Origin of the sequence: Zoogloea sp., from assembly GCF_041914405.1 — a bacterium.
Taxonomy (GTDB): domain Bacteria; phylum Pseudomonadota; class Gammaproteobacteria; order Burkholderiales; family Rhodocyclaceae; genus Zoogloea.
The window spans coordinates 65,105-89,179 of the sequence record NZ_JAYSDK010000001.1; the positions used below are offsets into that span (position 1 = coordinate 65,105).

Genomic DNA, 24,075 nt, shown 5'->3' on the forward strand with positions numbered 1-24,075 from the left:
GTGGGATTCGTCCGTTAGCAATAACGGACGTGGATTGAAACGTCAGCAGCCTTGAGCTCAGCGGATACATTGACGGGGATTCGTCCGTTAGCAATAACGGACGTGGATTGAAACAGCATATGCATGGGCAACCTGCAGCCAATTCCCGCGATTCGTCCGTTAGCAATAACGGACGTGGATTGAAACGTCCTTACGCAGCGGGAGCGCTTGGTCGAGGTAGGGATTCGTCCGTTAGCAATAACGGACGTGGATTGAAACATGCAGCCCTGCAGGCACTGCTCGAACTTCTGCTGATTCGTCCGTTAGCAATAACGGACGTGGATTGAAACTTCATGATCCACTGAGCCGTCGCCACCTCTGCCGGGATTCGTCCGTTAGCAATAACGGACGTGGATTGAAACGAGCGTCCAGCTCTTGCGTGACAGCCTCGAGCACGATTCGTCCGTTAGCAATAACGGACGTGGATTGAAACCACTTGTTGTAAGCCGAAGTCGGCGTCTTTGCCGGATTCGTCCGTTAGCAATAACGGACGTGGATTGAAACCTTGTTAAGGAGCGTGACGCCATGGGGATCCTCGATTCGTCCGTTAGCAATAACGGACGTGGATTGAAACCCGCTGTACCGAATCGCCACTCGCCCGTCGCCCAGATTCGTCCGTTAGCAATAACGGACGTGGATTGAAACACCTCTTCGTTCGCAGCGCCGTGGAGCGCCGGATGATTCGTCCGTTAGCAATAACGGACGTGGATTGAAACCCGCTGTACCGAATCGCCACTCGCCCTCCGCCCGTGATTCGTCCGTTAGCAATAACGGACGTGGATTGAAACCCTGGTGGTTGGGATGCAATGGCGGGCGCACTGGGATTCGTCCGTTAGCAATAACGGACGTGGATTGAAACTACGCAAAGCCATGGTGAAAACCTCCTATGTGATGAGATTCGTCCGTTAGCAATAACGGACGTGGATTGAAACCAGATCCCGGGCCATGATCGCGACGAGTGTCTTGGGATTCGTCCGTTAGCAATAACGGACGTGGATTGAAACGAGTGGTTATCGTGATGAGCGGATGGACCGTTCGGATTCGTCCGTTAGCAATAACGGACGTGGATTGAAACAAACTGCTCGTCCTGCTTGACCGTCGTGCCATCACTGATTCGTCCGTTAGCAATAACGGACGTGGATTGAAACCAGAATCCATTTATTGACCCGCATCGCAATGCCTAGATTCGTCCGTTAGCAATAACGGACGTGGATTGAAACAAGTACATGCGTCGCGCTGTCTAAGGCGTCCGCTGGATTCGTCCGTTAGCAATAACGGACGTGGATTGAAACATTGCGCTTGCGCGTTTGTTAAGCGCGTTTTCCAGATTCGTCCGTTAGCAATAACGGACGTGGATTGAAACAGGGGTGGCGGCAGCGTCTTATCTGGCGTACCAGGATTCGTCCGTTAGCAATAACGGACGTGGATTGAAACAGCGTTGGCGTGGTCGGGCACGGTGTTGTCGATGTGATTCGTCCGTTAGCAATAACGGACGTGGATTGAAACGCTCCTGACGCTGACATTCCAGACGAGGAATAGGGGATTCGTCCGTTAGCAATAACGGACGTGGATTGAAACTCGAAAACCTGCAGCGCGAAGACCTCTCCGCCATCGATTCGTCCGTTAGCAATAACGGACGTGGATTGAAACATTTGAGCATGCAGGCACCAACTAACTTGCTCAGGATTCGTCCGTTAGCAATAACGGACGTGGATTGAAACAGTCGGAACTGGACCATGCAGCCGAGGCCAAGGCGATTCGTCCGTTAGCAATAACGGACGTGGATTGAAACGGGTGCGTCGGCTCAAGCCAGGCGGCCCAATACCGATTCGTCCGTTAGCAATAACGGACGTGGATTGAAACGGCCTTCAGGGCGTCGAAGTCCAGAGCAACGGCAGGATTCGTCCGTTAGCAATAACGGACGTGGATTGAAACCGCACGGCCCGCATGCAGGTCGGCGAGATGCTGAGATTCGTCCGTTAGCAATAACGGACGTGGATTGAAACGATGACATATCTCCCATAGTCATCGGATGCGCGTCCGGATTCGTCCGTTAGCAATAACGGACGTGGATTGAAACAGCGTGTATTGGTAGCTCTCCTGCAGCGCCGCCACGGGATTCGTCCGTTAGCAATAACGGACGTGGATTGAAACCGATGTAGATAAGTGAGGGGGCTGGAGGGCTGGCGATTCGTCCGTTAGCAATAACGGACGTGGATTGAAACCAAATGGTTCTGCCGGGGGTGTCGTTCCACACGACGATTCGTCCGTTAGCAATAACGGACGTGGATTGAAACTGTCGGGGTTGGATCAGAGAATCGGCGGCTCTTGGATTCGTCCGTTAGCAATAACGGACGTGGATTGAAACTTGAAATGCACCGACAGCGTTTTGCTTGCCGGGTGATTCGTCCGTTAGCAATAACGGACGTGGATTGAAACTTGTAGTTGATCTGCTCGAGCTGGACGGCGGCGTAGATTCGTCCGTTAGCAATAACGGACGTGGATTGAAACGCAGCGCATCCGATGCGTTGTAATCCTTGATCGACGGGATTCGTCCGTTAGCAATAACGGACGTGGATTGAAACCCGCTGGTGAACAGCACCCAGCCCCCCACTGAGCAGATTCGTCCGTTAGCAATAACGGACGTGGATTGAAACGCCTTGAGTGCGACCTAGAACAACCGCAGGACCGACGGATTCGTCCGTTAGCAATAACGGACGTGGATTGAAACCAACGCTACTTACAAGGTGGCGCTCACCATCGCCTATGGATTCGTCCGTTAGCAATAACGGACGTGGATTGAAACGTCGCGGATGGCGCCGTAGGCACGGGTGCCCTGCAGATTCGTCCGTTAGCAATAACGGACGTGGATTGAAACTGGACGTAGCCAGCGTCCTGCTTGCCGCTGGTGCTGGATTCGTCCGTTAGCAATAACGGACGTGGATTGAAACCCCTTGAGCTTCTCGACCGTCCGACACACGCCGAGGATTCGTCCGTTAGCAATAACGGACGTGGATTGAAACTCCGGGCGTAAAAAAGCCCGCCGAAGCGGGCATGCGATTCGTCCGTTAGCAATAACGGACGTGGATTGAAACGACACCCCCGGCGGCTCCGTCTATGGCGCTGCCGAGATTCGTCCGTTAGCAATAACGGACGTGGATTGAAACAAGTTTGGCAACAGCACCGCCGGCGACCAGGTCACGATTCGTCCGTTAGCAATAACGGACGTGGATTGAAACGTCTTCAACGTCGGTGGTAGTGCCTATTGCCGATGATTCGTCCGTTAGCAATAACGGACGTGGATTGAAACTTCGGCGGTGGCGACGCGGGCCTTGCCGGCACCGGGATTCGTCCGTTAGCAATAACGGACGTGGATTGAAACCTCCTGAATCCGCCCTTGAAAACGACGTGGTATGCCGATTCGTCCGTTAGCAATAACGGACGTGGATTGAAACAGCGAGACCGTTGCGTTGTTGGCATGCTGAATGTGCAGGATTCGTCCGTTAGCAATAACGGACGTGGATTGAAACCTTGCTGTGACGGGCCGGCCGGAATGGTGCCACTGATTCGTCCGTTAGCAATAACGGACGTGGATTGAAACATTTTCGGGTGCTGTGGGGCTCTCCTGATCCAACAGATTCGTCCGTTAGCAATAACGGACGTGGATTGAAACCTTTAGACCCCCGATCCGTGCAAGTGACGGGCAGAGATTCGTCCGTTAGCAATAACGGACGTGGATTGAAACATCTATCCGACTATGTAAAACCCCACTAAAACGCCGATTCGTCCGTTAGCAATAACGGACGTGGATTGAAACAAGGTCGTCAAGCCCGAAGGCATGGCCATCGCCGTGATTCGTCCGTTAGTAATAACGGACGTGGATTGAAACGCTGGTTATGCAGGCACGGACGCAATGACGAACCCAATTCGTCCGTTGGAAATAACGGACGGTGGAGTGAAACGTACCGATGCATGGACACTTAGTTCATCCAGTACATCCCGCTACCCACGGTAGTCTGACAGGGCGTTAAGCACTCCCCGCACTGCACTGGATGTTCTAATCGTCCTTTCTCCGCACCGGGTCACCAACCCACCCTCGCGCTAAGATGCCACTTTCCAGCCGCGGGCCGCCCGGCACACCGCGCATTGACCCTCACGAGGCAAGACACCATGGACCAGAACGAATTTGAAGCGGCGCTGCGCCGCGACGGTTTCGGAGAGATAGTCATCGTCGAGCGCCCGCCCAATGGCCACCTCGACGTGCATACCCACCCCTTCGAGGCGCGGGCCCTGATTCTGGCCGGGGAAATCCGCCTGCAGTGCGATGGCGAAGAAGAACGCAGCTTCAAGGTCGGGGAGATCTTCCATCTGGCCCCGGCACAGCCCCACACGGAAACCTACGGACCGGACGGCGTGCGCTACGTGGTCGGCCGGCGCTGAATGCTGGCGGCGCGACTGGCCTGGATGCAAGCCTTCTGCGCTATACCTGCCCATCTTCTTGATTGGCTCCCTAGGAATCGCTCGTGAATCCGCTCCTCAGTATCACCCTCGCCCTCGGCCTTGCCGGGCTGTTGTTCGTTGCCTATCGCCGCATCGGCACCACCTACGGCCGCCACGGCGGGCTGGCGCTGATCGCGCTGGTGCTGGTGGCCGTCAATCCCCTCTACCGGATGGCGGCCGTGGGTTATCTGCAAGTGCTGGTGAACCAGCATCCGGCCGTTGCCGCCAACCCCTACTGGGATCTCTACTACACCTTCGCAATCTTCCTGACTGCTGCGGCGCTGGTGCTCAGCGTGTATGGCGGGGTCGGGGTGCTGACCGGGCGGCGGCGCTCGATCGTGTGGCGCGCGCTGATCGCCCTGTGGGTTTCCGGGCCACTGGTGAATGCGGTGTACCTGTTCATCGCTGGCCGGGTGGCCGCCCTGGCTGCTGCAGCGGCGCCGGACTTCCTGCTGGGTATGCTGCCGCCACTGACCGTCAGCCTGGCGGCAACGGCCTATCTGCTGACGGCGGCGCAGGCGCGGACGGTCTATGCCGAGGCGGCCGAACAGGACACGCCGTCCGCCTGAGGCTCCCCACCCTCAAAGACCGGCACCGTCTCCGGCAGCGGTGACGGGACATGCACGGCAAAGCCCTGTGCATAGCCCACGCCCAGCTCCTGCACGACGCCGAGCACCGCCTCGCTACCGACGAATTCGGCAATGGTGGCCAGGCCGTGCACCTGGGCGACGCGCACCATCGACTCGACCACAGCCCGGTCGGCGGCATCGCTGTCCGCGTGCTTGACGAACATGCCGTCGATCTTCAGGTAGTCGACCTTGAACTGCTTGAGGTAGCCGAAGGACGACAGGCCGCTGCCGAAGTCGTCGAGGGCCAGCGCACAGCCGAGGCTGTGGGCGAAGTCGATGAACTCGAAGGCCCGTTCGATGCGCGCAATGGCGCAGCTCTCGGTGATCTCGAAGCTGATGCAGGCGGGATCAATGGCGTAACGGGAAAAAGTGCTGCGGATGAAGCCCGGCAGCTCCTCGTCGGCCAGCGTCGCTCCCGACAGGTTGATGGCGACCCGCGGCAGCGCGCTGGCGCCGGCCGCCACCCAGCCGGCAATCGCACGACAGGTATTCTCAATGACCCAACGGTCGATGAAGGGCATCAGGTTGTAGCGTTCGGCGGCCGGGATGAAATAGGCCGGCGCAATGATCCGGCCGTCCTCGCCAACCATTCGCACGAGGATTTCCAGGTGATCCCGCTGATCCGGCCGCAGGGCGCGGTAACGCTGGTGATACAGGGCGAAGCGGCCCTGCTCCAGCGCCGCCGAGATCTGCGGCAAGGACATGAACTCCGCCTGGCGGGCACGGAAGTAGTCGTCGGTCGGCACGAAGACCTGCACCCGGTTGCGGCCACGCTCCTTGGCTGCGTAACAGGCGGTATCGGCGGCGATCAACAGATCCGTGATGGTAGCGAGACCCGCTGAGGATTCGACGATGCCAATACTCGCGCCGATGCGGAAAACCTTACCTTCCCACGTGAAAGGCATCGCGCGGATGTCGTCGATGATCAGCTGGGAGCGGCGCACCGCTTCGTCGAGGCTGACGCCCCGCATGATCAGGCCGAACTCGTCCCCCCCCAGGCGAGCCAGATAACCGAAGGAGAAGCGGGCCTGCATCGCCTGGGCCAGGCTCTGCAGCAGGCTGTCGCCGGCCGAATGGCCGCAGGCATCGTTGACGGCCTTGAACTGGTCCAGGTCGATATAGACCAGAATCACCTTCTCGCGGCTGCGCGCGGCGTCCTCCAGCGAGCGGGTCAGCTGGCTCTCGAAGGCGCGCCGGTTGTACAGCCCGGTCAGCGGATCGTGGGAGGCATGGAAGGCCAGCTCCTCGGTGACGAAGTGCTGCACCGTGATGTCGCGCAGGCTGGAACGGTAACCGAGGCTGCTGCCGTTGTCGGCGTGGATCGGCTGCCAGGACATGGCCACCCAGATCACCTGGCCGTCCTTGCGCTGGACGCGGAACTCCAGGTCCTGCCCGGTCTGGCCGGCCAGCGCCCACTGGTGCTGGTTAAGCACCAGCTCACGGTCGTCAGGCAGCACCAGCGGCAGCGGGAAGTCTTCCAGGGCCAAGCATTCCTGCGGCGTGTAGCCAGTCAGGCGCTCCACCGCCGGATTCACCCAGCGCAACCGGCCATCCGGCCCGAACCAGTTCTCCCACGCATAGGTGTGGTCGGCAATGGCACGGAAGCGCTGTTCGCTGTCGCTCAGCTCGGCGATGCGCTGGCGCACCGCGTCGGTCATCGCGTTGAAGCTATGGGCGAGCAGACCAACCTCATCGCGGGTCCGGTAATCGAGCCGGACGCTGAAATCCCCATCCGCGACCCGCGCGCTGGCTTCGGCCAGATTGACCAGATGGCGCGTCAGCCAATAGCCCGTGGCGATCAGCAGGAGAAAACTCAGGCTCAGCTCGACCAGCGCGATCAGGCTGCCCTGGCGGAACAGCGCCGCCTTGGCCGCCTCGATATAGGACGTGGACAGGCCGTAATGCACCGCACCATAGACCTGCCCCTGCAACTGCACATCGAAGACCACGTGATAAACACCGCTGCCATTGAAGCCGTGCGATGCCTCCGGCAAGCCACCGGTGCCATCCCAGCCTGAGGCGGCCAGCACCTGGCCGCGCGGGTCCGTGACAGCCAGGTAGCTGACGTCAGCGGAGACCTGCCAGCCGTCCAGGATATCTCGCAGGGTGGCGTAATCCCGCGCCGCCAGCGGTACAGCAACCGCGGTCTTGTAGGCCAGCTCAATGGCCTGGATGCGCACTTCGAGCTGGTGCTCCAGCTGCGCCTCGATCAGGCGCATGCCGTTGCCGACCAGCAGCGCCAGCATGGTCGCCTCGATCAGCAGGCTGGCCAGCAGCAGCTTGCTGCGCAGGGAGCGGAAGAAGGGCACGCGGATCATTGCGGGCGGCTCTGCTCCAGCAGTTGCCGCAGGGTGGCCAGATAAGGCTTGTAGGCTGCCAGCTCACTCGCATCGAGCTCTTCGAAGCCAATGTAGGAGGTTTCCTTGAAGAAGGCCTGCCCTTCCGGTGCACTTTCAAAGGCGCGCAGCGCATCCTTGATGCGCTGCTGCTCCGCGGCCCCCAGGCGTTTGTGAGCCATGAACAGCACATGGGGCAGGCGGATCTCCGACGAGAAGTAACGCAGGCGCTGGCGCACGTCCTCCGGCACCTGGCCGAGCAGGGTCGTCGTCGTGATCGCGCCGTCCGCATCGCCGACCGCGACCGCGGCGATCGCCGCACCGTGGGTCGGACGCTCCTGCAGCATGAAATCCCGCTCCGGGCGCATGCCCTTTTCGCCCAACCACTTCAGGCCAGCCATGGACGCAAAGGCGATGCGGTTGGCGATCGCGATGCGGCGGCCACGCAGCCCCCTGGCATCGACAGCCGCGTCGTCCTTGCGCACCACCATGATCGGCTCCATACGAGCCTTGTAGTGGTAGAGCGGCACATAGCCCTTGTCGATCGCCATCAGGCCGAAATGCGGCGGCGTGATCATCAGGTCGTAGTTGCCGTCCAGCTGCTCACGCAGGAAGCTCTGGTAGTCGGGTGCGGTGAAGATCTCCACGGGCCGCCCCAGACGTGCCTGCAGGAACTGGCGCAGGGGCTGGTGGGTCTTCATCAGAGCCAGGGTGCTATTGAAGGGCAGGATGCCGAAACGCAGGGGAGCCGCCTCTGCGGCCAGCACCGGCCCTGCCAGCGCCATCAGGACGAGCAACACCCACGCACGCCAGACACTCACACGGGCCCTGCCGCATTGCGCTGTCATCTCGCCACACTCCATTCGTACAATGGGATTCACTCGAGGGTTTACAGGCCCACGGCGTCCGATAAACGGACGTGCAGCACCTATCGGCAGGGCGGCCTGCAACTTGATTGCCGCTATGGTACTTGTGCAGTGCAAACGCGGCATTCGTCACGGCGCGCAGCATACCGATCAGGGCCTGGCACACCCCATGCAGGAATCCACGGTGGACATGATTTATTACCCACCCGACTACATTTCGTTCATTCCATACAACTGCCCCGTTCCCATGTCCTCACGTCGCCTGAAGATCCACCATCATCCAGCAACACAAGCCTCCACCCGCCCGCCGCTGCTGTTCGTGCACGGCGGCTACACCAACGCCCTGTGCTGGGAGCACAACTTCATCCCGTATTTCAATCGAAGGGGTTACGACGCCTACGCGCTGGACCTCTCCGGCCACGGCGGCAGCGAGGGACGCGAGCGGCTGGACGACTTCGGCCTGGCCGACTTCGCCGACGATCTGGCCCAGGCGGTGGACGCACTGCCAGCCACACCCGTGCTGATCGGCCATTCGATGGGGACCCTGGTGGTGCAGCGCTACCTGGCCCGCGGCCCGGCGGCCGGCGTGGCACTGCTGGCACCGGTCCCGCCCACCGGCACCGGCGGCTCGGCAGGCCGGCTGGCCTTGCTGCAGCCAGACTTCTTCCGCGAACTGCCGAACGTGGTGGCCGGGCGGCCGACGGAACACACCCTGCGCATCATGGCCGAGGTGTATTTCTCACCCGACATGCCGCGCCAGGACGTGCTGCAGTACATGCCGATGATCCAGCCGGAATCGGAACAGGCGATTGCCGAGATGGTCGCCCTGCCATTCACCCCGGCCGGGCACCGGCCGGACATCCCGGCGTTGGTGATGGGTGGACGGGAGGATGTGGTGTTCCCGGCATCGATGCTGTTCTTCACCGCGCTGCAGTGGAAAGCCCACCAGGTGATCATCGACGGCGCCGGTCACATGCTGATGCTCGACCCCCAGTGGCCCCAGGCCGCTGCAGCGCTCGGCGACTGGCTGGACACAATTCCGCAGGTACAGGCCTGAACGGCCCGGACATCGCTCAAGGGACAGCGGCTTACCTACCGTCGACGCAGCCCCTGTGGGGGCGAATTCATTCGCCCCCACGTCATCGTATCCCGGCGGGACGTTCGTCCTTACGGGCGGCGGAAACCGCCCTCGACCCAGGCCGCGGCGCTGGCCCGGTTGAGCTTGAAGCCGGCCTCGACGCGCACTTCCGCAATCACTTCGCCGAAGGCGTCGAGGGCGGACAGCGTGGCATAGGGTTCGTAGTCGTCGGGCACGATGTCGAGGGTCACCTCCACCGGCCCGTCGTCGGTGCTCACCGTCATGCGCTTGTGCAGCAACGCGTGCAGGTGCTGCTCATGGCGGCGCAGCACCTCGGAGGCGGTCTTGACCAGGGTGTTGAAGGCGGCGGCGTCGAGGGGCTTGGGATTCTTCTTGTCCCGCCCCATGGTCCACGGCCCGACCAGCGCCGGCTCGGCCTCGCCGTGCTTGATCATCGCCACGGCCCAGCCGTCGTCGTCCTCGTTCTTGATGACCTTGGCGGTCCATCCGTTGTCGCACCACAGGCGGTCTTCCCTGACCACCTCGGGCAAATCGTCAGCATCGTGTGTCATCGGCGCATTTTACCGCGCGCCAGCCCGCCCTCAGGCGCGGTCGAGCATCACGTAGCGCTTGCTGACCCGCTCCAGCACCTCGAAGGTGCCGGTAAAGCCAGCCGGAATGATGCCGGCGTCGCCGGGGCCGAACTCCCGCGCCACACCTTTGGTATCGACGATGCGCAGGCGGCCGCTGATCACCTGGAAGAACTCGTGGCGCCCCGGGTGGAAGGCGATCCGCCAGGCACCCGGCTCGCAGCTCCAGTCGCCGATCGACAGCGCGCCGTCCTCGGCGGCATAACGCTCGGCGGTCAGGCGGCGTGGCGGCACACCAATCGCCCGCCCGGCGGCGGGACGGTCTTCGACTGCGGCAGGCGCCGGGTCGGCAAAATGGATCACGGACGGCACGGGGGGATTCTCACGTGGGGGCGAATTCATTCGCCTGCTGCCGGTTAAAAGGAGTCCGAGGGCGAATGAATTCGCCCCCACGGGATGTTAGCGTTCAGAACAGCTCGACGTCGTCGCCCTTGTCCTTCATCTCGGCCTTGTAGTGGCTCAGGGCCTCTTTCACCGGCACGCCCTGCATCACCGCGTTGAACATGTCCACCTCTTCGCGGGTGGAGTACTTGGCGCGGATCTTCTCCTGCAGCGCGACCCACTCAAAGGGGTTGTAGAGCTTGCGCTGGTCGGTGACGAGGCCGGACAGGGCCTCCAGGCTATGGGACACATGGGCCAGGCGCTGGCTGAGCTTGTCGTAGAACTGGAAGGCCATGATGGACTTCTGCACGCGCCCGGCCACCTCGCCGGCATGGCCGATCAGGGACTCCTTCAGCTGGGCAGTGGCCGGGGTGTCCGGCAGCTGTTCAAGGGCGGAGCCCATCATGCGCATATAGCCGGCCATCGACGTGAAGGAGTCGGTCAACACCTCCACCGAGCTGTTGCCTTCCTTCATCGCCGCTTCGATCTGCCCGACGGCCAGCTCAAGCAGCAGCACCGTCTCTCGCACCTGGCTCCAGTCCAGGTCGGGGGCATGGGCGCTGGTGCCGCGGCGTTCTTCTGGTGCAGTCATGACATTCTCCGGAGACCGGTTGATTGATGGCGACTCTTCGGCATGGCACCGAAAAGCTTTAGGGCAGGAACCCATGAGGGATAATTCATCCGCCCTCGATTACGACCCGACACCCGCAAAAACGGGCTCCGGTTCCAGTTCGACCCCGAAACGGGCGAACACATCGGCGCGCACTGCATTGCAGGCAGCGATCACATCGGTGCCGGTGGCTCCACCGTGGTTTACCAGCACCAGAGCTTGCTTGTCGTAGCAGCCCACCGGGCCGAGGCGGCGGCCTTTCCAGCCGGCCTGATCGATGAGCCAGCCGGCAGCCAGCTTCACCCGGCCGTCGGCCTGGGGGTAATGGGGCAGGCCGGGATGCTGCGCGGCCAGGCGGACGTAGGTCTCAGCATCGACCACCGGATTCTTGAAGAAGCTGCCGGCGTTGCCGATCTCGGCCGGATCCGGCAGCTTGCGACGGCGGATCGCGACGACCGCGTCCGACACCTGCAGCGGTGTCGGCGTGGTGATGCCCTGGGCGTCGAGTTCCTTGGCCACGTCGGCATAGCCGGTGACGGCCTTCCAGGCCTTGGGCAGGCGGAAGGTGACCGCGGCAATCAGGTAGCGGCCCTTGCCGGCCTGCTTGAAGAAGCTGTCCCGGTAGCCGAAGGCGCAGTCGCGCTTGTCGAAGCCCACCGTCTTGCCGGTTTCCAGATCGTAGGCACGCAGGCTGTAGAAGTGTTCGGCCATCTCGAGGCCGTAGGCGCCGATGTTCTGCACCGGCGCGGCACCGACGGTGCCGGGGATCAGGGACAGGTTCTCGAGGCCCGGCCAGCCCATTTCCAGCGTCCACCGGACGAAGTCGTGCCAGTTTTCGCCGCCGCCGGCGCGGATGTAGAAGGCGTCGGCGTCCTCCTGCACCCGGCTGCGCCCGTGGAAAGCCACGTGCAGCACCAGGCCGGGAAAATCACCGGTCAGCACCAGGTTGGAGCCACCACCAATAACCAGCTTCGGCAAGCCGGCGATACGCGGATCGTCGAGCACCGCGCGTAGCGCATCCACATGATCCACGGCGGCAAACCAGGCCGCGCGGGCCGGCAGGCGCAGGGTGTTCAGCGTGTCGAGGGCAACGTCCTGGCGCAGCAGGTCGATGGCGTTGGCGACATGGCTCATTGGCGAACCTCGGCGACGGGCGCCGGCGCGGGCAGTCCCGGCGTGCGGCGGTAGGGGTTGATATCCAGCCCGCCACGGCGGGTGTAGCGCGCCCACACGGACAGCTTGGACGGCCGGCACTCACGCAGGATGTCCACGAAGATCCGCTCGACGCACTGCTCGTGGAACTCGTTGTGCTGGCGGAAGGACACGATGTAGCGCAACAGCGCCTCCCGGTCGATCGGAGCGCCGTAGTAGCGCACCACCACCATCGCCCAGTCGGGCTGGCCGGTGACCAGGCAGTTGGACTTGAGGAGGTGGGAATACAGGGTCTCGCCGACTTCCGGCGCGCCGTGGTCGGCCTTCAGCAGGGACGGATCGGGGGTGTAGCGGTCGATGTCGATGTCGAGGGTGTCGAGCAGCACGCCGTCGGGGTAGCCGATGGTCCGCTCCGGGCGGGTGCTGAGGGGCTCGACCTGAACCGTCACCTGCGCACCGACGGCATCCGACAGATCGCGGGCGAGGGTCTTGCCGAGGTCGGCGACGCTGTCCACGCGGGTCTGGTTGAAGGAGTTCAGGTACAGCTTGAAGGACTTGGACTCGACAATGTTCGGCGAATCAGCCGGCACCCGGAAGCTGGCCAGCGCCACCACCGGCTTGCCGCGGGGATCGAGCCAGGACAGTTCGTAGGCGTTCCACAGGTCCTCGCCGACAAAGGGCAGCACGCCGTCGGCCAGGCCGATCTCGTCACGCTTGCCCTGGCGGGCGATCGGGAACAGCAACTCCGGCGCGTAGTGCTCGGCGTAGGCCACCGGCTTGCCGAGGGGCGACGCGTCGGGATGGGCGGGATGTTTCGTAGACATCCTGGCATTGTACTGGCTCACGCCGCCGCCGGCCGTCCGGGCGTACAGGACACAATGTTTTCAAGCTCGGCCGCCGACGCTCCGTTAATGTGACGACTCCGCTTACCTGCATCACAGCATGACTTACAAGGTCCTCATCGTCGATGACGTCGCGACGATCCGCGGCTTCGTGCGGGCTGCCATTGCCCCGCTGAACTACTCGATCCTCGAAGCCCCCAATGGCGCACGGGCGCTGGAGCTCTGCCGCCAGGAGCAACCTGATCTGGTCGTCACCGACTGGAACATGCCGGGCATGCGCGGCGACGAGCTGATCAAGCACATCCGTGCCGAGGACCCTGAAACCCGCATCATCGTCCTCACCGCCGAGGGGGCCCGCGATCAGGTTGGCGCAATGCTGGCCCTCGACATCCAGGGCTATGTGCTGAAGCCCTTCCAGCTACCGGCCCTGCGCCGGCGCATCGAGGCCATCCTGCTGCAGCGGCTGCCCCGTGCCGCCTTCCCGTCGAAGGGCTGACAGGAGCTTCTGCCCACCACGCCCATCGACCGACTGGCCAAGACGCTGCTGCTCGATGCGGATCGCCGCCCGGCTGGCGTCGCCGAGCATGCCGTCCACCGTACCGATGGCGTGGCCTCGGGCGGCCAGCAGCGTCTGCAGCTCGCGCCGCTCAGCGCGGGACAAACCGGCATCGTCGGTCGGCCACGGAGTGACGAAAGGCCCGCCGCCGCGCAGGCGATCGGACAGGTGGGCAATGGCCAGTGCGTAGCTCTCGGCAGCGTTGTAGCCGTAGATCGCGTCGAAGTTGCGGAACACCAGGAAGGCCGGCCCCTTCGGCCCGGCCGGCAGCAGCAGACCGGCGTTGCCGGTGCCGTCGAGCGGTGAGCCGTCGATGCGCGTCAGGCCACGGGCGCTCCATGCGGCCAGCGGCTGCTTGTTGCGCCGCCCGGCGCCACTGGCATCGAAACCGGCCGGCAGCCGCACTTCGTAGCCCCACACCTCGTCTTCACGCCAGCCTGCCTTCTTCAGGAAGTTGGCGGTGGACGCCAGCGCGTCGGAAACGCTGCCAACCAGATCGCGGCGGCCGTCGCCATCGAAGTCCACGGCCAGGCGCAGGAAGGTGGACGGCATGAACTGGGTGTGGCCGAAGGCGCCGGCCCATGAGCCCGTGAGCTGATCAACGCTGACGTCGCCGCTATCGACGATCTTCAGCGCATCGTAGAACTCGCCGCGGAAATAGGCTTGGCGCCGCCCGTAGCAGGACAGTGTGGATAGCGAGGTGAGCAGCGGCCGGGAGCCGAAGTTGCGACCGAAGTTGCTCTCCACGCCCCACACGGCAACGACAGTGGCGGGATCGACGTGGAAGCGGGCCGCCACCGCCGCCAGCGTGTCGCCCCACTGGGCGAGCATGGCCTGGCCGTCGGCGATGCGCTCGTCGTCCACCAGACCGGCGAGGTAATCCCAGATCGGGGTGCGGAACTCCGGCTGGTAGTCGAGCAGATCCAGCACCTTCATGTCCGGCACGAGGCTGGCGGTGAGGCGCTCATAGCCTTCCGGCGACACGCCGCGGGCCACCGCGGCGGCCTTCAGGCCGGCCACGCAGGGGGCGAAGCCAGCCGGGTCGGGTGCGGCCTGGGCGTGGGCAACGGTCGTCAGGGCGACGGCCAGCAAGGGGGCGGACAGGCGCCGGAGCGCACGGATGGAGCGGCGGGCGAATGAATTCGCCCCCACAGGGAGCTTCGCATTCATTTCGCGTGGTTTCCCGGACACTGGCATGCTGGATTGCATCGTTCGGCAACCTCGGGGCACTTCAATGCGCTTCGTCCCAGTTGGCGCCGACGCCCACTTCGGCCACCAGCGGCACCGAAAGTTGCGCCACGCCGGCCATCAGCCTTGGCAGCTGCTCGCGGATCAACGCGACCTCGTCGTCCGGCACTTCGAGCACCAGTTCGTCGTGCACCTGCAGGATCAGGCGCGACTTGACGCCGGCCTCCTTCAACCAGGCCGAGGTGGCGATCATCGCCTTCTTGATCAGGTCGGCGGCGGTGCCCTGCATCGGCGCGTTGATCGCCGCCCGCTCGGCGGCCTGGCGGCGCCCGACCTGCTGGGCACGGATGTCCGGCAGATGCAGGCGGCGGCCGAACACCGTCTCGACGTAACCGTTGGTCTTGGCTTCCAGGCGGGTGCGTTCCATGTAGGCGGCAACGCCGGGGTAGCGCGCGAAGTAGCGGTCGATGTAGTTGGCCGCGGCGACCCGCTCGATGCCCAGGTTCTTGGCCAGGCCGTGGGCGCTCATGCCGTAGATCAGGCCGAAGTTGATCACCTTGGCGTAGCGGCGCTGCTCGCTGGTGACCTCCAGCGGCGTGACGCCAAAGATCTCGGCGGCGGTGGCGCGGTGCACGTCCTCGCCGTGGGCGAAGGCGTCGAGCAGGCCCTTGTCGCCAGACAGGTGGGCCATGATGCGCAGTTCGATCTGCGAGTAGTCCGCCGACACGATCTTGTGGCCGGCCGGGGCGATGAAGGCAGCCCGGATGCGGCGCCCTTCAGGCGTGCGGATCGGAATGTTCTGCAGGTTGGGTTCGGAGCTGGCGAGCCGCCCGGTGACCGCCACCGCCTGGCTGAAGCTGGTGTGCACGCGGCCGGTCTTCGGGTTGACCATCAGCGGCAGCTTATCGGTGTAGGTGTTCTTCAGCTTGGCCAGGCTGCGGTGCTCCAGCAGCAGCTTGGGCAGCGGATAGTCGTCGGCGAGCTGGGTCAGCACGTCTTCGTCGGTGGACGGCTGGCCGGTGGCGGTCTTCTTGACCACCGGCAGGCCCAGCTTGGTGAACAGGATCTCGCCGAGCTGCTTGGGCGAGCCCAGGTTGAAGGGCTGGCCGGCCAGTTCATGAGCCTGTTGCTCCAGTTCGTGCAGGCGACGGCCGAGCTCCTCGGAATGCTGGGCGAGCAGGAAATCGTCGATCAGCACGCCATTGCGCTCCATCTCGAAGAGCACCCGCGCGGTGGGCAGCTCCACGTCCCGGTAAAGCGCGGCGAGGCCCGGTTCGGCGGCCAGCTGGGCGGTCAGCGCGTTGTGCAGGCGCAGCGTGATGTCGGCGTCCTCGGCGGCATATTCGGTGGCGCGGGCCAACTCGACCTCGCCGAAGCCGATCTGCTTGGCGCCCTTGCCGCACACTTCGGCGTAGGTCAGCGTCTTGAGGCCCAGGTGGCGGCTGGCCAGGGAGTCCATGTCATGGGACTTGTCGCTCTCCAGCACGTAGGACTCGAGCAGCGTGTCCTCCGCGATGCCAGCCAGCGCGATACCGTGATTGGCCAGGATGTGGGCGTCGTACTTGAGGTTCTGGCCGAGCTTGCGGTGGGCGTCGGACTCCAGCCAGGGCTTCAGCTTGGCAAGCACCTCGGCCAGCGGCAGCTGGGCCGGCGCATCGGCGTAAGTGTGGGCCAGCGGGAGGTAGGCCGCCTCGCCCTCGACGGTGGCGAAGGACATGCCGACCAGGGTGGCGACCAGCGGGTCGAGGCCGGTGGTCTCGGTGTCGAAGGCGGTGAGTTCGGCAGCGGAAATCTTCGCCAGCCACGCGTCGAAGGCGGCCCAGTCGAGCAGCGTCTCGTAGCCGGTACGGTGGGCACCCGGCTCGCCCTGGGGCGCGACGACCTGCGGAGCCTCGACGGTGGCAGGCGCAGCGCGGTGCACGCCCTGCTCCAGTTCCTTCAGCCAGCCCTTGAATTCCATGCGCCGGTAGATTGCCGCCAGCGCCTCCTTGTCGTCCTCCCGCGCCGGCAGGTCGGCAGGGCCGACCGGCAACGGCAGGTCGGTGACGACGGTGACCAGCTTGCGGCCGAGGGGCAGGAAGTCCAGGTGCTTGCGCAGGTTCTCGCCGACCTTGCCGCCGACCTTGTCGGCATTGGCGACCAGGTTGTCCAGGTTGCCGTACTCGGTGAGCCACTTCACCGCGGTCTTGGGACCACACTTCTCGACGCCGGGCACGTTGTCCACGGTGTCGCCGATCAGGGTCAGGTAATCGACGATCAGATTCGGCGGCACACCGAACTTGGCGGTCACGCCGGCTTCGTCGAGGACTTCCTCGCTCATCGTGTTCACCCAGCGCACGCCGGGCTGGACGAGCTGGGTCAGATCCTTGTCGCCGGTGGAGATGACGACCTCCCAGCCGGCCTCGACGGCGCGGCGGGTCAAGGTACCGATCACGTCGTCGGCCTCGACGCCCTCTTCCACCAGCAGCGGCCAGCCTTCTGCCTTCACGGCCTCGTGCAGCGGCTCGATCTGGGCGCGCAGGTCGTCCGGCATCGGCGGACGCTGGGCCTTGTAGTCGGGGAACCAGTCGTCGCGGAAGGTCTTGCCCTTGGCATCGAATACGCAAGCGCGGTATTCCGCCTTGTAGTCGGATTCGAGCCGACGTAGCATGGAAAGGACCCCGCGCACCGCACCGGTGGGCTCTCCCGCCGAATTGCGCAGGTCGGGCAAGGCATGAAAGGCACGGTACAGGTAACTGGAACCGTCAACGAGCAACAGGGTCGGCATGGCTTCGCGAGGCAGAGCAGGCGGAACCTCACCCCTCACCCCTCACTCCTTACAAGAAAAATGACTGCAAAAGACAAACTCCCCCGGATGATGCCGAATACGGCGGCGCAGAACTTCACGGCCAGGGAGTCGTGGCGGATTTTCGGAATTATGGCAGAGTTCGTCGAAGCGACCGAACGCCTGAAACCGATCCGCCCGGCCGTCTCGATCTTCGGCAGCGCCCGCACCAAGCCCGATCATCCGTACTACGAAAAGACCGAACGCATCGCGCGCCTGCTGTCCGACGCCGGCTTCTCGGTGATCTCCGGCGGCGGCCCCGGCATCATGGAGGCCGCCAACAAGGGCGCCTATTTCGGCAAGTCGCCGAGCGTCGGGCTGAACATCCAGCTGCCAATGGAGCAGCAGGCCAACCCGTACCAGGACATCTCCCAGACCTTCCAGCACTTCTTCGCGCGCAAGTTCATGTTCGTGAAGTTCGCGGTGGCCTACGTGGTGATGCCCGGCGGCTTCGGCACACTGGACGAGTTGCTGGAGGCGATGACCCTGATCCAGACCGGCAAGAGCCGCAAGATCCCGGTGATCCTGGTCCACGAGCCCTTCTGGCGCGGGCTGATCGACTGGTTCAAGGAACGGCTGGTGGACGAAGGCATGATCAACCCCGACGACCTCAACCTGGTCCAGGTCATCGACGAACCCGAGAAGGTGGTGGACGCGATCTTCAACCATTACCAGAGCCGCGGCTTCCTGCCGCTGCCGGAAGAGCACGAGCTGATGCTCAATCTCTAATGGGCAGCCCCGCAGCTTACAATCACGGCATAGTCAGGAGACCTTCATGCCCCGCGTTAGCCATTTCGCCACCCTGCTGATCGCCGTCACCGCATCCGCCTGGGCCCAGCAGCCCCCGAAACTCGAACCCCTGCCCGAGCCCCCGCCGCCGCCGCCCGGCATGGAGTTGGACCAGGAGCAGGAACCCCAGGTCACCATCGTCAAGAAGGGCGAAGATACCGTCGAGGAATACCGCGTCAACGGCCAGCTCTACATGATCAAGGTAACGCCGCCCAACGGCCCGGCCTACTACCTCTACGACGACGTCGGCCAGGGCGACTTCACCCGTCGCAGCGCCCAGGACACCGGCCTGCGCGTGCCGAAGTGGGTCATCAAACGCTGGTGAGCCGCTGACCCAGGAAGCCGCCAATAAAAATGGGCAGCCCGCAGGCTGCCCATTTTTTCTCCGACTCCTGCCGCCCTTACGGCGCCTCACACAGGCAATGCAGATAGACGTTGCCGGGGTCGTTCCACAGGGCCAGACCAGCCAGCTCGCTGCGGATCTTCGCCAGCGCCTGCTCCACCACCGACACCGAACGCGCCGCGCCGCGGGTTTCTTCCTCGCCGCTGTCGAGCAGACGCAGCAGCAGCTGGTCGCGGGGTGACAGGGGCTTCTCCACATAGCTCACGTCGTAGTCCTTCAGACCGGCCCGGGCAGCGGCGGCCTTGAGGGCCGAGTCGAAGTAGCCGAGCTTGTCCACCAGGCCTTTCTCGCGGGCTTGGCTGCCCATCCACACCCGCCCTTGCGCGACCTGGTCTACGGCCTCCACCGACATCTTGCGGTTCTTACCAACCAGTTCGATGAAACGCCGGTAGCCAAACTCAATGTTCTGCTGCAACAGGTTGGCGACCTGCGGATCAAGGGGCCGGCGTGGGTCGAGGCCACCCGCCAGCGCGGTGGTGCCGACACCATCCACCGCCAGGCCCAGCCTGGCCATCGGGCCGGAGATATCCGGCATCATCGCAAAGATGCCGATCGAGCCAGTGATGGTGGTCGGGCTGGCCCACACCTCGTCGGCTGCCATGCTGATCCAGTAGCCACCGGACGCCGCCACCGAGCCCATCGAGACGATCACCGGCTTGCCAGCCTCGCGGGTCAGCTCCAGTTCGCGGCGGATCACTTCCGACGCCGTCGCGCTGCCTCCGGGGCTGTCCACGCGCAACACCACCGCCTTGACGGCCTTGTCCTCGCGGGCCTGGCGGATCAGGCCGGCCACGGTGTCGCCGCCGACCACGCCGGGCGGCTGCTCGCCGTCGACGATCGCGCCCTGGGCTACGACCACGCCGACCTTGTCGGCCGGATGGGCCTGCTCGTCACGCACGCGGGCCACGTAGGTGGCCAGATCAACGTGACGATAGCCCTTGCCGTCGTCCGTCGCACCGACCTTCTGCTTCAGGAAGTCACGCCACTGGTCGGCAGTCTTCAGGCCATCCACCAGGCCGGCGCTGTGTGCCATCTTGGCCGCGTCGCCGCCCGCTTCGGCCAGGCGTGCCGGCGCCTCGCCGACATAGGCGGCCAGATTGGCCCCGGCCTTCGGACGGGCTGCCGCGATGTCCGCCTGGTAAGCCTGCCAGGCGGCATCCAGGTAGGCCTTGGTGGCCTCCCGATCCTCCGGCGACATGTCGCTGCGGGTATAGGGCTCGACGAAGGACTTGTATGTGCCGACGCGGAAGACCTGCATCTTCACACCGACCTGATCGAACAAGCCCTTGAAATAGGTGGGAAAGCGCCCGAAACCGGACAGCAGCACATAGCCGTCGGGATTGACAAAAACCTCGTCGGCACGTGAAGCCAGGTGGTACTGGCCCTGGTCGAAACGCTTGCCGTAGGCATAGACCTTCTTGCCGGCCTGACGGAACTCACCGATCGCCGCGGCGATTTCCTGCAGCTTGGCCAGGCCCGCTCCGGACAAGCCGTCAGTCTCGATGACGAGCGCCTTGATGCGCGAATCGGTGGCGGCGGCACGGATGCCATCCACCACGTCGCGCAGCAGTACCTGATGAATGCCCTCGACGCCCTGCAGCACCCCCATCGGGCTGCGCGCGCTGCGCTGCTCCACCAGCTGTCCGACCGGCGCCACCAGCAGCGCCGCATCGCTCGGCAAGGGTGCCGGCCGGGCCGCCCACCAGCCGCCGACCACGAACACCACCACGGCGATGAACAACACGTTGAGACTCGCCTGCCGCAGGCGATCGATCGCCTGCCACAAGAACGAAAACCCCCGTCTCACGACACCAGGCCGTGCATTGCGCTCCATTGCTTTCTCCAAACCGGGCCTCACGGCCCCACTCCCTGCGGACGCCCGCACGCTTTCTGCAATCCACCAATCCGGTAGAATCCCGCCATGTTTACCAATCCCCCGCCCGACCAGATCCGCAGCCTGCTGCAGGAGGTCAAGACGATCGCCGTGGTCGGCCTGTCGCCGCGCCCCGACCGCCCGAGCTATCGGGTCGCCAGGGGCATGCAGGGCTTCGGGTACCGAATCGTACCGGTTCGGCCGGCCGTTGCCGAAGTTCTCGGTGAAAAGGCCTATCCGAATCTCTCCGACATCCCGCACCCGGTAGACCTGGTGGACGTGTTCCGCTCCGCCGACCAGATCGATCCGATCGTGGACGAATGCATCGCGCTGGGCATCAAGCGCCTGTGGCTGCAGGACGGCGTGATCAACGAACAAGCAGCCGAGCGGGCCCGCTCGGCAGGCATCACCGTCGTGATGGACCGCTGCGTCTGGCGCGACTATCTGGATTTTATCCCATGAGCAAGAAACTCGCCTTTACCAAGATGCAGGGCCTCGGCAACGACTTCGTGATGATCGACGCCGTGCGCCAGGACATCCAGCTCACCGAGGAGCAAGTCCGCCACCTGGCCGACCGCCACTTCGGCGTCGGCTGCGACCAGTTGCTGGTCGTCGAGCCGGCTCAAACCCCTGGCGTGGACTTCCGCTACCGCATCTTCAACGCCGATGGCGGCGAGGTGGAACAGTGCGGCAACGGCGCCCGCTGCTTCGCACGCTTCGTCTTCGACCAGGGCCTCACCGACAAACAGGAAATCCGCGTCGAGACCAAGAAGGGCATCATCGCCCCTCGCCTCGAAGCGGACGGCAACGTCACCGTCGACATGGGCGTACCGGTCCTCAAGCCGGCCGACGTGCCTTTCGTCAGCGACTCCGACGCCTATGTTCAGCCCCTCGACGTGGCCGGCACGGCCGTCGCGATCACCGCGGTCAGCATGGGCAACCCCCACGCCGTGCAGGTGGTGGCCGACGTGGACAGCGCCCCGGTGGCCGTCCAGGGCCCGTTGATCGAAAACCATCCGCGCTTCCCGGCGCGGGTCAATGCCGGCTTTTTGCAGGTCGTCGATGAACATCGGGTACGCCTGCGGGTCTACGAACGCGGCGCCGGCGAAACCCTGGCCTGTGGCACGGGAGCCTGCGCGGCGGTGGTGGCGGGCATCCTGCGCGAGCTGGTGGTCTCCCCGGTCACCGTCGAGACCCGTGGCGGCGAACTCACCATCGCGTGGAACGGTATCGGCACCCCGGTCATGATGACCGGCCCGGCGGTCACCGTCTTTTCGGGTGAGCTGACGCTCCCCTGAACCCTCACCTGCGCCGCACCGGCCCGAACGCCATGAACCCTTCCGACGTCGTCCAGTTCCTGCAGGAGAATCCCGACTTCTTCGACGAACACTCGACCCTTCTGACCGACCTGAAGGTGAGCCACCCGCACACCGGCCACGCAATCTCCCTCACCGAGCGCCAGTTGATCGCCCTGCGCGACCGCATCGCCCACCTGGAGGACAAGTTCGCCGAGCTGCTGTCCTTCGGCGAGGAGAACGACGGCATCAGCGCCAAGGTCCATCGCCTGACCGTCTCGCTGCTGGAAGCCGAGGACTTCGAGGCGATCCGCCACGTCATCTACCTGCACCTGCAGGAGGACTTCGCCGTGCCCCACGTGGCCTTCCGCGTCTGGAACAGCGTGCTGACCCGCAATGGACCGGAATTCCTGCCTGTCGGCGAGGAGGTCCGTTTCTTCAGTGGCGACCTGATGCAGCCCTACTGCGGCACCCCGGCGCTACGCGAGGCCACCGCCTGGTTCGGCCCGGCGAGCCGGCTGATCCGCTCGGTGGCACTGGTGCCCCTGCGCCGCGACGAACAGACCTTCGGCATGCTCGCAATGGGCAGCGAAGACCCGGAGAGGTTCTATCCTGAAATGGGTACTTTGTACGTCACGCGCATCGGCGAGATGGTCAGCGCCGCCCTCGTCCGCCAACTCGGCTAGGGGGCATAAGGCTACTGCGCCACCCGATCTCGCAACTGTGATGCTCGCCGTCCTCTAGTACGGCCGCGCTTTTGGTTGCGACCTCGCACCGCTCGCTACGCCTTCTGCACCTAACCGAGGGTGTTGTTGCTCTGTTGTTTTCCTTGTTTGTCCCCTTCTGTCTGCTCCTCATTTTCATAGCGCCACTGTCATGACCGATCTCATTCTCAAACCCGGCAAGGAACGTTCCGTCCTGCGCCGTCACCCCTGGATTTTTGCCGGCTCCGTGGATCGGCTGGAGGGGCGGGCGCGGCCTGGGGATACGGTGCTGGTGAAGGATGCAGACGGGCGGGCGCTGGCACGGGCCGCATGGTCGCCGGAATCGCAGATCCGTGCTCGGGTGTGGACCTTCGACTGCGATCAATCGGTGGACCATGCCTTCATCAAGCGCGCCGTGGCCGCATCGGTGGCGCGGCGGGCTGCCCATCCGTGGCTGGCCGGACAGGACGGGGTACGCCTGATCCACGGCGAGTCCGACGGACTGCCCGGAGTCATCGCCGACCGCTTCGGCCCTGTCGTCGTCGTCCAATTGACCAGTGCAGGCGCCGACAAGTGGCGCGATGCGATCGTCGCCGGTCTGGTCCAGGCCACCGGCTGCAGCACCGTCTATGAACGCTCCGATTCGGACGTGCGCAAGCTCGAGGGCCTTGGCCCGGTCACCGGCCTGGTCCATGGCGAACTGCCGGCCACGCTGAGCATCGTCGAGAACGGCGTGCGCATGGAAGTGGATGTGGTCAGTGGCCACAAGACCGGCTTCTACCTCGATCAACGGGAAAACCGTCTGCTCACCGGTCAGCTGTCGGCGGGCCGCGACGTGCTCAACTGCTTCTGCTACACCGGCGGCTTCTCGCTGCAGGCGCTGGCTGGCGGCGCGAAGAGCGTGATCTCCATCGACTCGTCCGGCCCGGCGCTGGCCACCGCCGCCCGCAACCTGGCCCTCAACCCCCAGCTCGACGCCAGCCGCGCCGAATGGCGCGAAGACGACGTCTTTCAGGCCCTGCGCGGCTTCAAGGCCGAAGGCCGCAAGTTCGACCTGATCGTCCTCGATCCGCCCAAGTTCGCCCCGTCCGCCGCCCACGCCGACCGGGCCGCCCGCGCCTACAAGGACATCAACCTGCTGGGCTTCCGCCTGCTCAACCCCGGCGGCATCCTGATGACTTATTCATGCTCCGGCGGCATTGGGCTGGAACTCTTCCAGAAAATTGTTGCCGGAGCAGCCTCCGACGTCGGAGTCGAAGCACGCATCCTGCACCGCCTTTCCGCAGCCCCCGATCACCCCATCGGACTGGCCGTTCCGGAAGGCGAATATCTGAAGGGACTGGCCTGTCAGATATAGGAA

At 64.1% G+C, this 24,075-nt stretch carries 20 protein-coding genes and 1 CRISPR repeat array (1 of these 21 running past the window's edge); of the genes, 10 read left to right on the plus strand and 10 right to left on the minus strand.

The features are described 5' to 3' along the window. Positions 1-4,000: direct repeats of the CRISPR family, unit length 37 nt; unit sequence GATTCGTCCGTTAGCAATAACGGACGTGGATTGAAAC; it begins 789 nt to the left of the window's first position. A gap of 209 nt (positions 4,001-4,209) precedes the next feature. Together ACE3RX_RS00280 and ACE3RX_RS00285 are read left to right on the plus strand one after the other, a co-directional pair. Beyond that, on the plus strand, positions 4,210-4,479 hold the full coding sequence (locus ACE3RX_RS00280; protein ID WP_374479092.1) for a cupin: 270 nt from the start codon (positions 4,210-4,212) through the stop codon (positions 4,477-4,479). Positions 4,480-4,562: 83 nt separating this feature from the next. Beyond that, positions 4,563-5,108 carry a hypothetical protein gene (locus tag ACE3RX_RS00285; RefSeq protein WP_374479094.1) on the plus strand — a complete coding sequence of 182 codons (546 nt, stop codon included), beginning with the start codon at positions 4,563-4,565 and terminating at the stop codon, positions 5,106-5,108. On the opposite strand, the gene ACE3RX_RS00290 is transcribed toward ACE3RX_RS00285, so the two are convergent. Both ACE3RX_RS00290 and ACE3RX_RS00295 read right to left on the minus strand, forming a co-directional pair. Beyond that, positions 5,069-7,486 carry an EAL domain-containing protein gene (locus tag ACE3RX_RS00290; RefSeq protein ID WP_374479096.1) on the minus strand — a complete coding sequence of 806 codons (2,418 nt, stop codon included), beginning with the start codon at positions 7,484-7,486 and terminating at the stop codon, positions 5,069-5,071. The two genes, ACE3RX_RS00285 and ACE3RX_RS00290, sit on opposite strands and share 40 nt — an antisense overlap. Beyond that, positions 7,483-8,325, minus strand: a complete 843-nt coding sequence (locus tag ACE3RX_RS00295; protein WP_374479098.1) for a PhnD/SsuA/transferrin family substrate-binding protein — start codon at positions 8,323-8,325, stop codon at positions 7,483-7,485. The genes ACE3RX_RS00290 and ACE3RX_RS00295 overlap by 4 nt, the downstream gene beginning before the upstream one ends. 292 nt (positions 8,326-8,617) lie before the next feature. Between ACE3RX_RS00295 and ACE3RX_RS00300 the strand changes: the two genes are divergently transcribed. Beyond that, positions 8,618-9,427 carry an alpha/beta hydrolase gene (locus ACE3RX_RS00300; protein ID WP_374479100.1) on the plus strand — a complete coding sequence of 270 codons (810 nt, stop codon included), beginning with the start codon at positions 8,618-8,620 and terminating at the stop codon, positions 9,425-9,427. 110 nt (positions 9,428-9,537) lie between these two features. Here ACE3RX_RS00300 and ACE3RX_RS00305 read toward each other — a convergent pair whose 3' ends face one another. From ACE3RX_RS00305 to queF, 5 genes are all read right to left on the minus strand, one after another. After that, positions 9,538-10,020, minus strand: a complete 483-nt coding sequence (locus tag ACE3RX_RS00305; protein WP_374479102.1) for a hypothetical protein — start codon at positions 10,018-10,020, stop codon at positions 9,538-9,540. 30 nt (positions 10,021-10,050) lie between these two features. After that, a complete protein-coding gene (locus tag ACE3RX_RS00310) occupies positions 10,051-10,410 on the minus strand; it encodes a cupin domain-containing protein (RefSeq protein WP_374479104.1) in 360 nt (119 codons plus the stop codon). A 94-nt stretch (positions 10,411-10,504) separates the two neighbouring features. Continuing rightward, positions 10,505-11,071, minus strand: coding sequence for a hypothetical protein (locus ACE3RX_RS00315; protein WP_374479106.1), 567 nt, complete (start codon positions 11,069-11,071; stop codon positions 10,505-10,507). A 99-nt stretch (positions 11,072-11,170) separates the two neighbouring features. Next, the gene (murB, locus tag ACE3RX_RS00320) at positions 11,171-12,223 is read right to left on the minus strand and encodes a UDP-N-acetylmuramate dehydrogenase (RefSeq protein ID WP_374479108.1); all 1,053 of its coding nucleotides are present in this window, start codon (positions 12,221-12,223) and stop codon (positions 11,171-11,173) included. Beyond that, positions 12,220-13,065, minus strand: coding sequence for an NADPH-dependent 7-cyano-7-deazaguanine reductase QueF (gene queF / locus ACE3RX_RS00325; RefSeq protein WP_374479110.1), 846 nt, complete (start codon positions 13,063-13,065; stop codon positions 12,220-12,222). Before queF ends, murB begins: the two co-directional genes overlap by 4 nt. Positions 13,066-13,183: 118 nt before the next feature. Between queF and ACE3RX_RS00330 the strand changes: the two genes are divergently transcribed. Then, positions 13,184-13,579 (plus strand): response regulator, encoded by a 396-nt coding sequence (locus ACE3RX_RS00330; RefSeq protein ID WP_374479112.1) that lies wholly within the window; start codon positions 13,184-13,186, stop codon positions 13,577-13,579. On the opposite strand, the gene ACE3RX_RS00335 is transcribed toward ACE3RX_RS00330, so the two are convergent. Together ACE3RX_RS00335 and polA are read right to left on the minus strand one after the other, a co-directional pair. Next, a complete protein-coding gene (locus ACE3RX_RS00335; protein ID WP_374479114.1) occupies positions 13,502-14,809 on the minus strand; it encodes a lytic murein transglycosylase in 1,308 nt (435 codons plus the stop codon). The genes ACE3RX_RS00330 and ACE3RX_RS00335 overlap by 78 nt on opposite strands. 61 nt (positions 14,810-14,870) lie before the next feature. After that, positions 14,871-17,594 (minus strand): DNA polymerase I, encoded by a 2,724-nt coding sequence (gene polA, locus ACE3RX_RS00340; RefSeq protein ID WP_374479116.1) that lies wholly within the window; start codon positions 17,592-17,594, stop codon positions 14,871-14,873. A 60-nt stretch (positions 17,595-17,654) separates the two neighbouring features. On the opposite strand from polA, the gene ACE3RX_RS00345 reads away from it, so the two are divergent. Beyond that, a complete protein-coding gene (locus tag ACE3RX_RS00345; protein ID WP_374479118.1) occupies positions 17,655-18,380 on the plus strand; it encodes a TIGR00730 family Rossman fold protein in 726 nt (241 codons plus the stop codon). 46 nt (positions 18,381-18,426) lie between these two features. After that, positions 18,427-18,765: a DUF2782 domain-containing protein gene (locus ACE3RX_RS00350; protein ID WP_374479120.1), complete on the plus strand. Its 339-nt coding sequence runs from the start codon at positions 18,427-18,429 to the stop codon at positions 18,763-18,765. A gap of 76 nt (positions 18,766-18,841) precedes the next feature. On the opposite strand, the gene sppA is transcribed toward ACE3RX_RS00350, so the two are convergent. Next, positions 18,842-20,677, minus strand: a complete 1,836-nt coding sequence (gene sppA / locus ACE3RX_RS00355) for a signal peptide peptidase SppA (RefSeq protein ID WP_374479122.1) — start codon at positions 20,675-20,677, stop codon at positions 18,842-18,844. A gap of 87 nt (positions 20,678-20,764) precedes the next feature. Here sppA and ACE3RX_RS00360 point away from each other — a divergent pair, with 87 nt between their 5' ends. The 4 genes from ACE3RX_RS00360 (at position 20,765) to ACE3RX_RS00375 (ending at position 24,072) form a co-directional block, all read left to right on the plus strand. After that, the gene (locus tag ACE3RX_RS00360) at positions 20,765-21,178 is read left to right on the plus strand and encodes a CoA-binding protein (protein ID WP_374479124.1); all 414 of its coding nucleotides are present in this window, start codon (positions 20,765-20,767) and stop codon (positions 21,176-21,178) included. Beyond that, complete coding sequence (dapF, locus tag ACE3RX_RS00365) at positions 21,175-22,014, plus strand: diaminopimelate epimerase (RefSeq protein ID WP_374479126.1); 840 nt, start codon at positions 21,175-21,177, stop codon at positions 22,012-22,014. The genes ACE3RX_RS00360 and dapF overlap by 4 nt, the downstream gene beginning before the upstream one ends. Before the next feature lie 32 nt (positions 22,015-22,046). Next, complete coding sequence (locus ACE3RX_RS00370) at positions 22,047-22,697, plus strand: DUF484 family protein (protein WP_374479128.1); 651 nt, start codon at positions 22,047-22,049, stop codon at positions 22,695-22,697. A 190-nt stretch (positions 22,698-22,887) separates the two neighbouring features. Continuing rightward, a complete protein-coding gene (locus tag ACE3RX_RS00375) occupies positions 22,888-24,072 on the plus strand; it encodes a class I SAM-dependent rRNA methyltransferase (RefSeq protein WP_374479130.1) in 1,185 nt (394 codons plus the stop codon). Positions 24,073-24,075 lie beyond the last annotated feature (3 nt).

Excerpts from the sequence above, each read along its gene's own strand:
- ACE3RX_RS00280 (WP_374479092.1), top strand. The coding sequence starts at position 4,210 with ATGGACCAGAACGAATTTGAAGCGGCGCTGCGCCGCGACGGTTTCGGA.
- ACE3RX_RS00290 (WP_374479096.1), bottom strand. The coding sequence starts at position 7,486 with ATGATCCGCGTGCCCTTCTTCCGCTCCCTGCGCAGCAAGCTGCTGCTG.
- ACE3RX_RS00300 (WP_374479100.1), top strand. The coding sequence starts at position 8,618 with ATGTCCTCACGTCGCCTGAAGATCCACCATCATCCAGCAACACAAGCC.
- ACE3RX_RS00305 (WP_374479102.1), bottom strand. The coding sequence starts at position 10,020 with ATGACACACGATGCTGACGATTTGCCCGAGGTGGTCAGGGAAGACCGC.
- ACE3RX_RS00315 (WP_374479106.1), bottom strand. The coding sequence starts at position 11,071 with ATGACTGCACCAGAAGAACGCCGCGGCACCAGCGCCCATGCCCCCGAC.
- murB (WP_374479108.1), bottom strand. The coding sequence starts at position 12,223 with ATGAGCCATGTCGCCAACGCCATCGACCTGCTGCGCCAGGACGTTGCC.
- queF (WP_374479110.1), bottom strand. The coding sequence starts at position 13,065 with ATGTCTACGAAACATCCCGCCCATCCCGACGCGTCGCCCCTCGGCAAG.
- ACE3RX_RS00330 (WP_374479112.1), top strand. The coding sequence starts at position 13,184 with ATGACTTACAAGGTCCTCATCGTCGATGACGTCGCGACGATCCGCGGC.
- ACE3RX_RS00335 (WP_374479114.1), bottom strand. The coding sequence starts at position 14,809 with ATGAATGCGAAGCTCCCTGTGGGGGCGAATTCATTCGCCCGCCGCTCC.
- polA (WP_374479116.1), bottom strand. The coding sequence starts at position 17,594 with ATGCCGACCCTGTTGCTCGTTGACGGTTCCAGTTACCTGTACCGTGCC.
- ACE3RX_RS00345 (WP_374479118.1), top strand. The coding sequence starts at position 17,655 with ATGACTGCAAAAGACAAACTCCCCCGGATGATGCCGAATACGGCGGCG.
- ACE3RX_RS00350 (WP_374479120.1), top strand. The coding sequence starts at position 18,427 with ATGCCCCGCGTTAGCCATTTCGCCACCCTGCTGATCGCCGTCACCGCA.
- sppA (WP_374479122.1), bottom strand. The coding sequence starts at position 20,677 with ATGGAGCGCAATGCACGGCCTGGTGTCGTGAGACGGGGGTTTTCGTTC.
- ACE3RX_RS00360 (WP_374479124.1), top strand. The coding sequence starts at position 20,765 with ATGTTTACCAATCCCCCGCCCGACCAGATCCGCAGCCTGCTGCAGGAG.
- dapF (WP_374479126.1), top strand. The coding sequence starts at position 21,175 with ATGAGCAAGAAACTCGCCTTTACCAAGATGCAGGGCCTCGGCAACGAC.
- ACE3RX_RS00370 (WP_374479128.1), top strand. The coding sequence starts at position 22,047 with ATGAACCCTTCCGACGTCGTCCAGTTCCTGCAGGAGAATCCCGACTTC.
- ACE3RX_RS00375 (WP_374479130.1), top strand. The coding sequence starts at position 22,888 with ATGACCGATCTCATTCTCAAACCCGGCAAGGAACGTTCCGTCCTGCGC.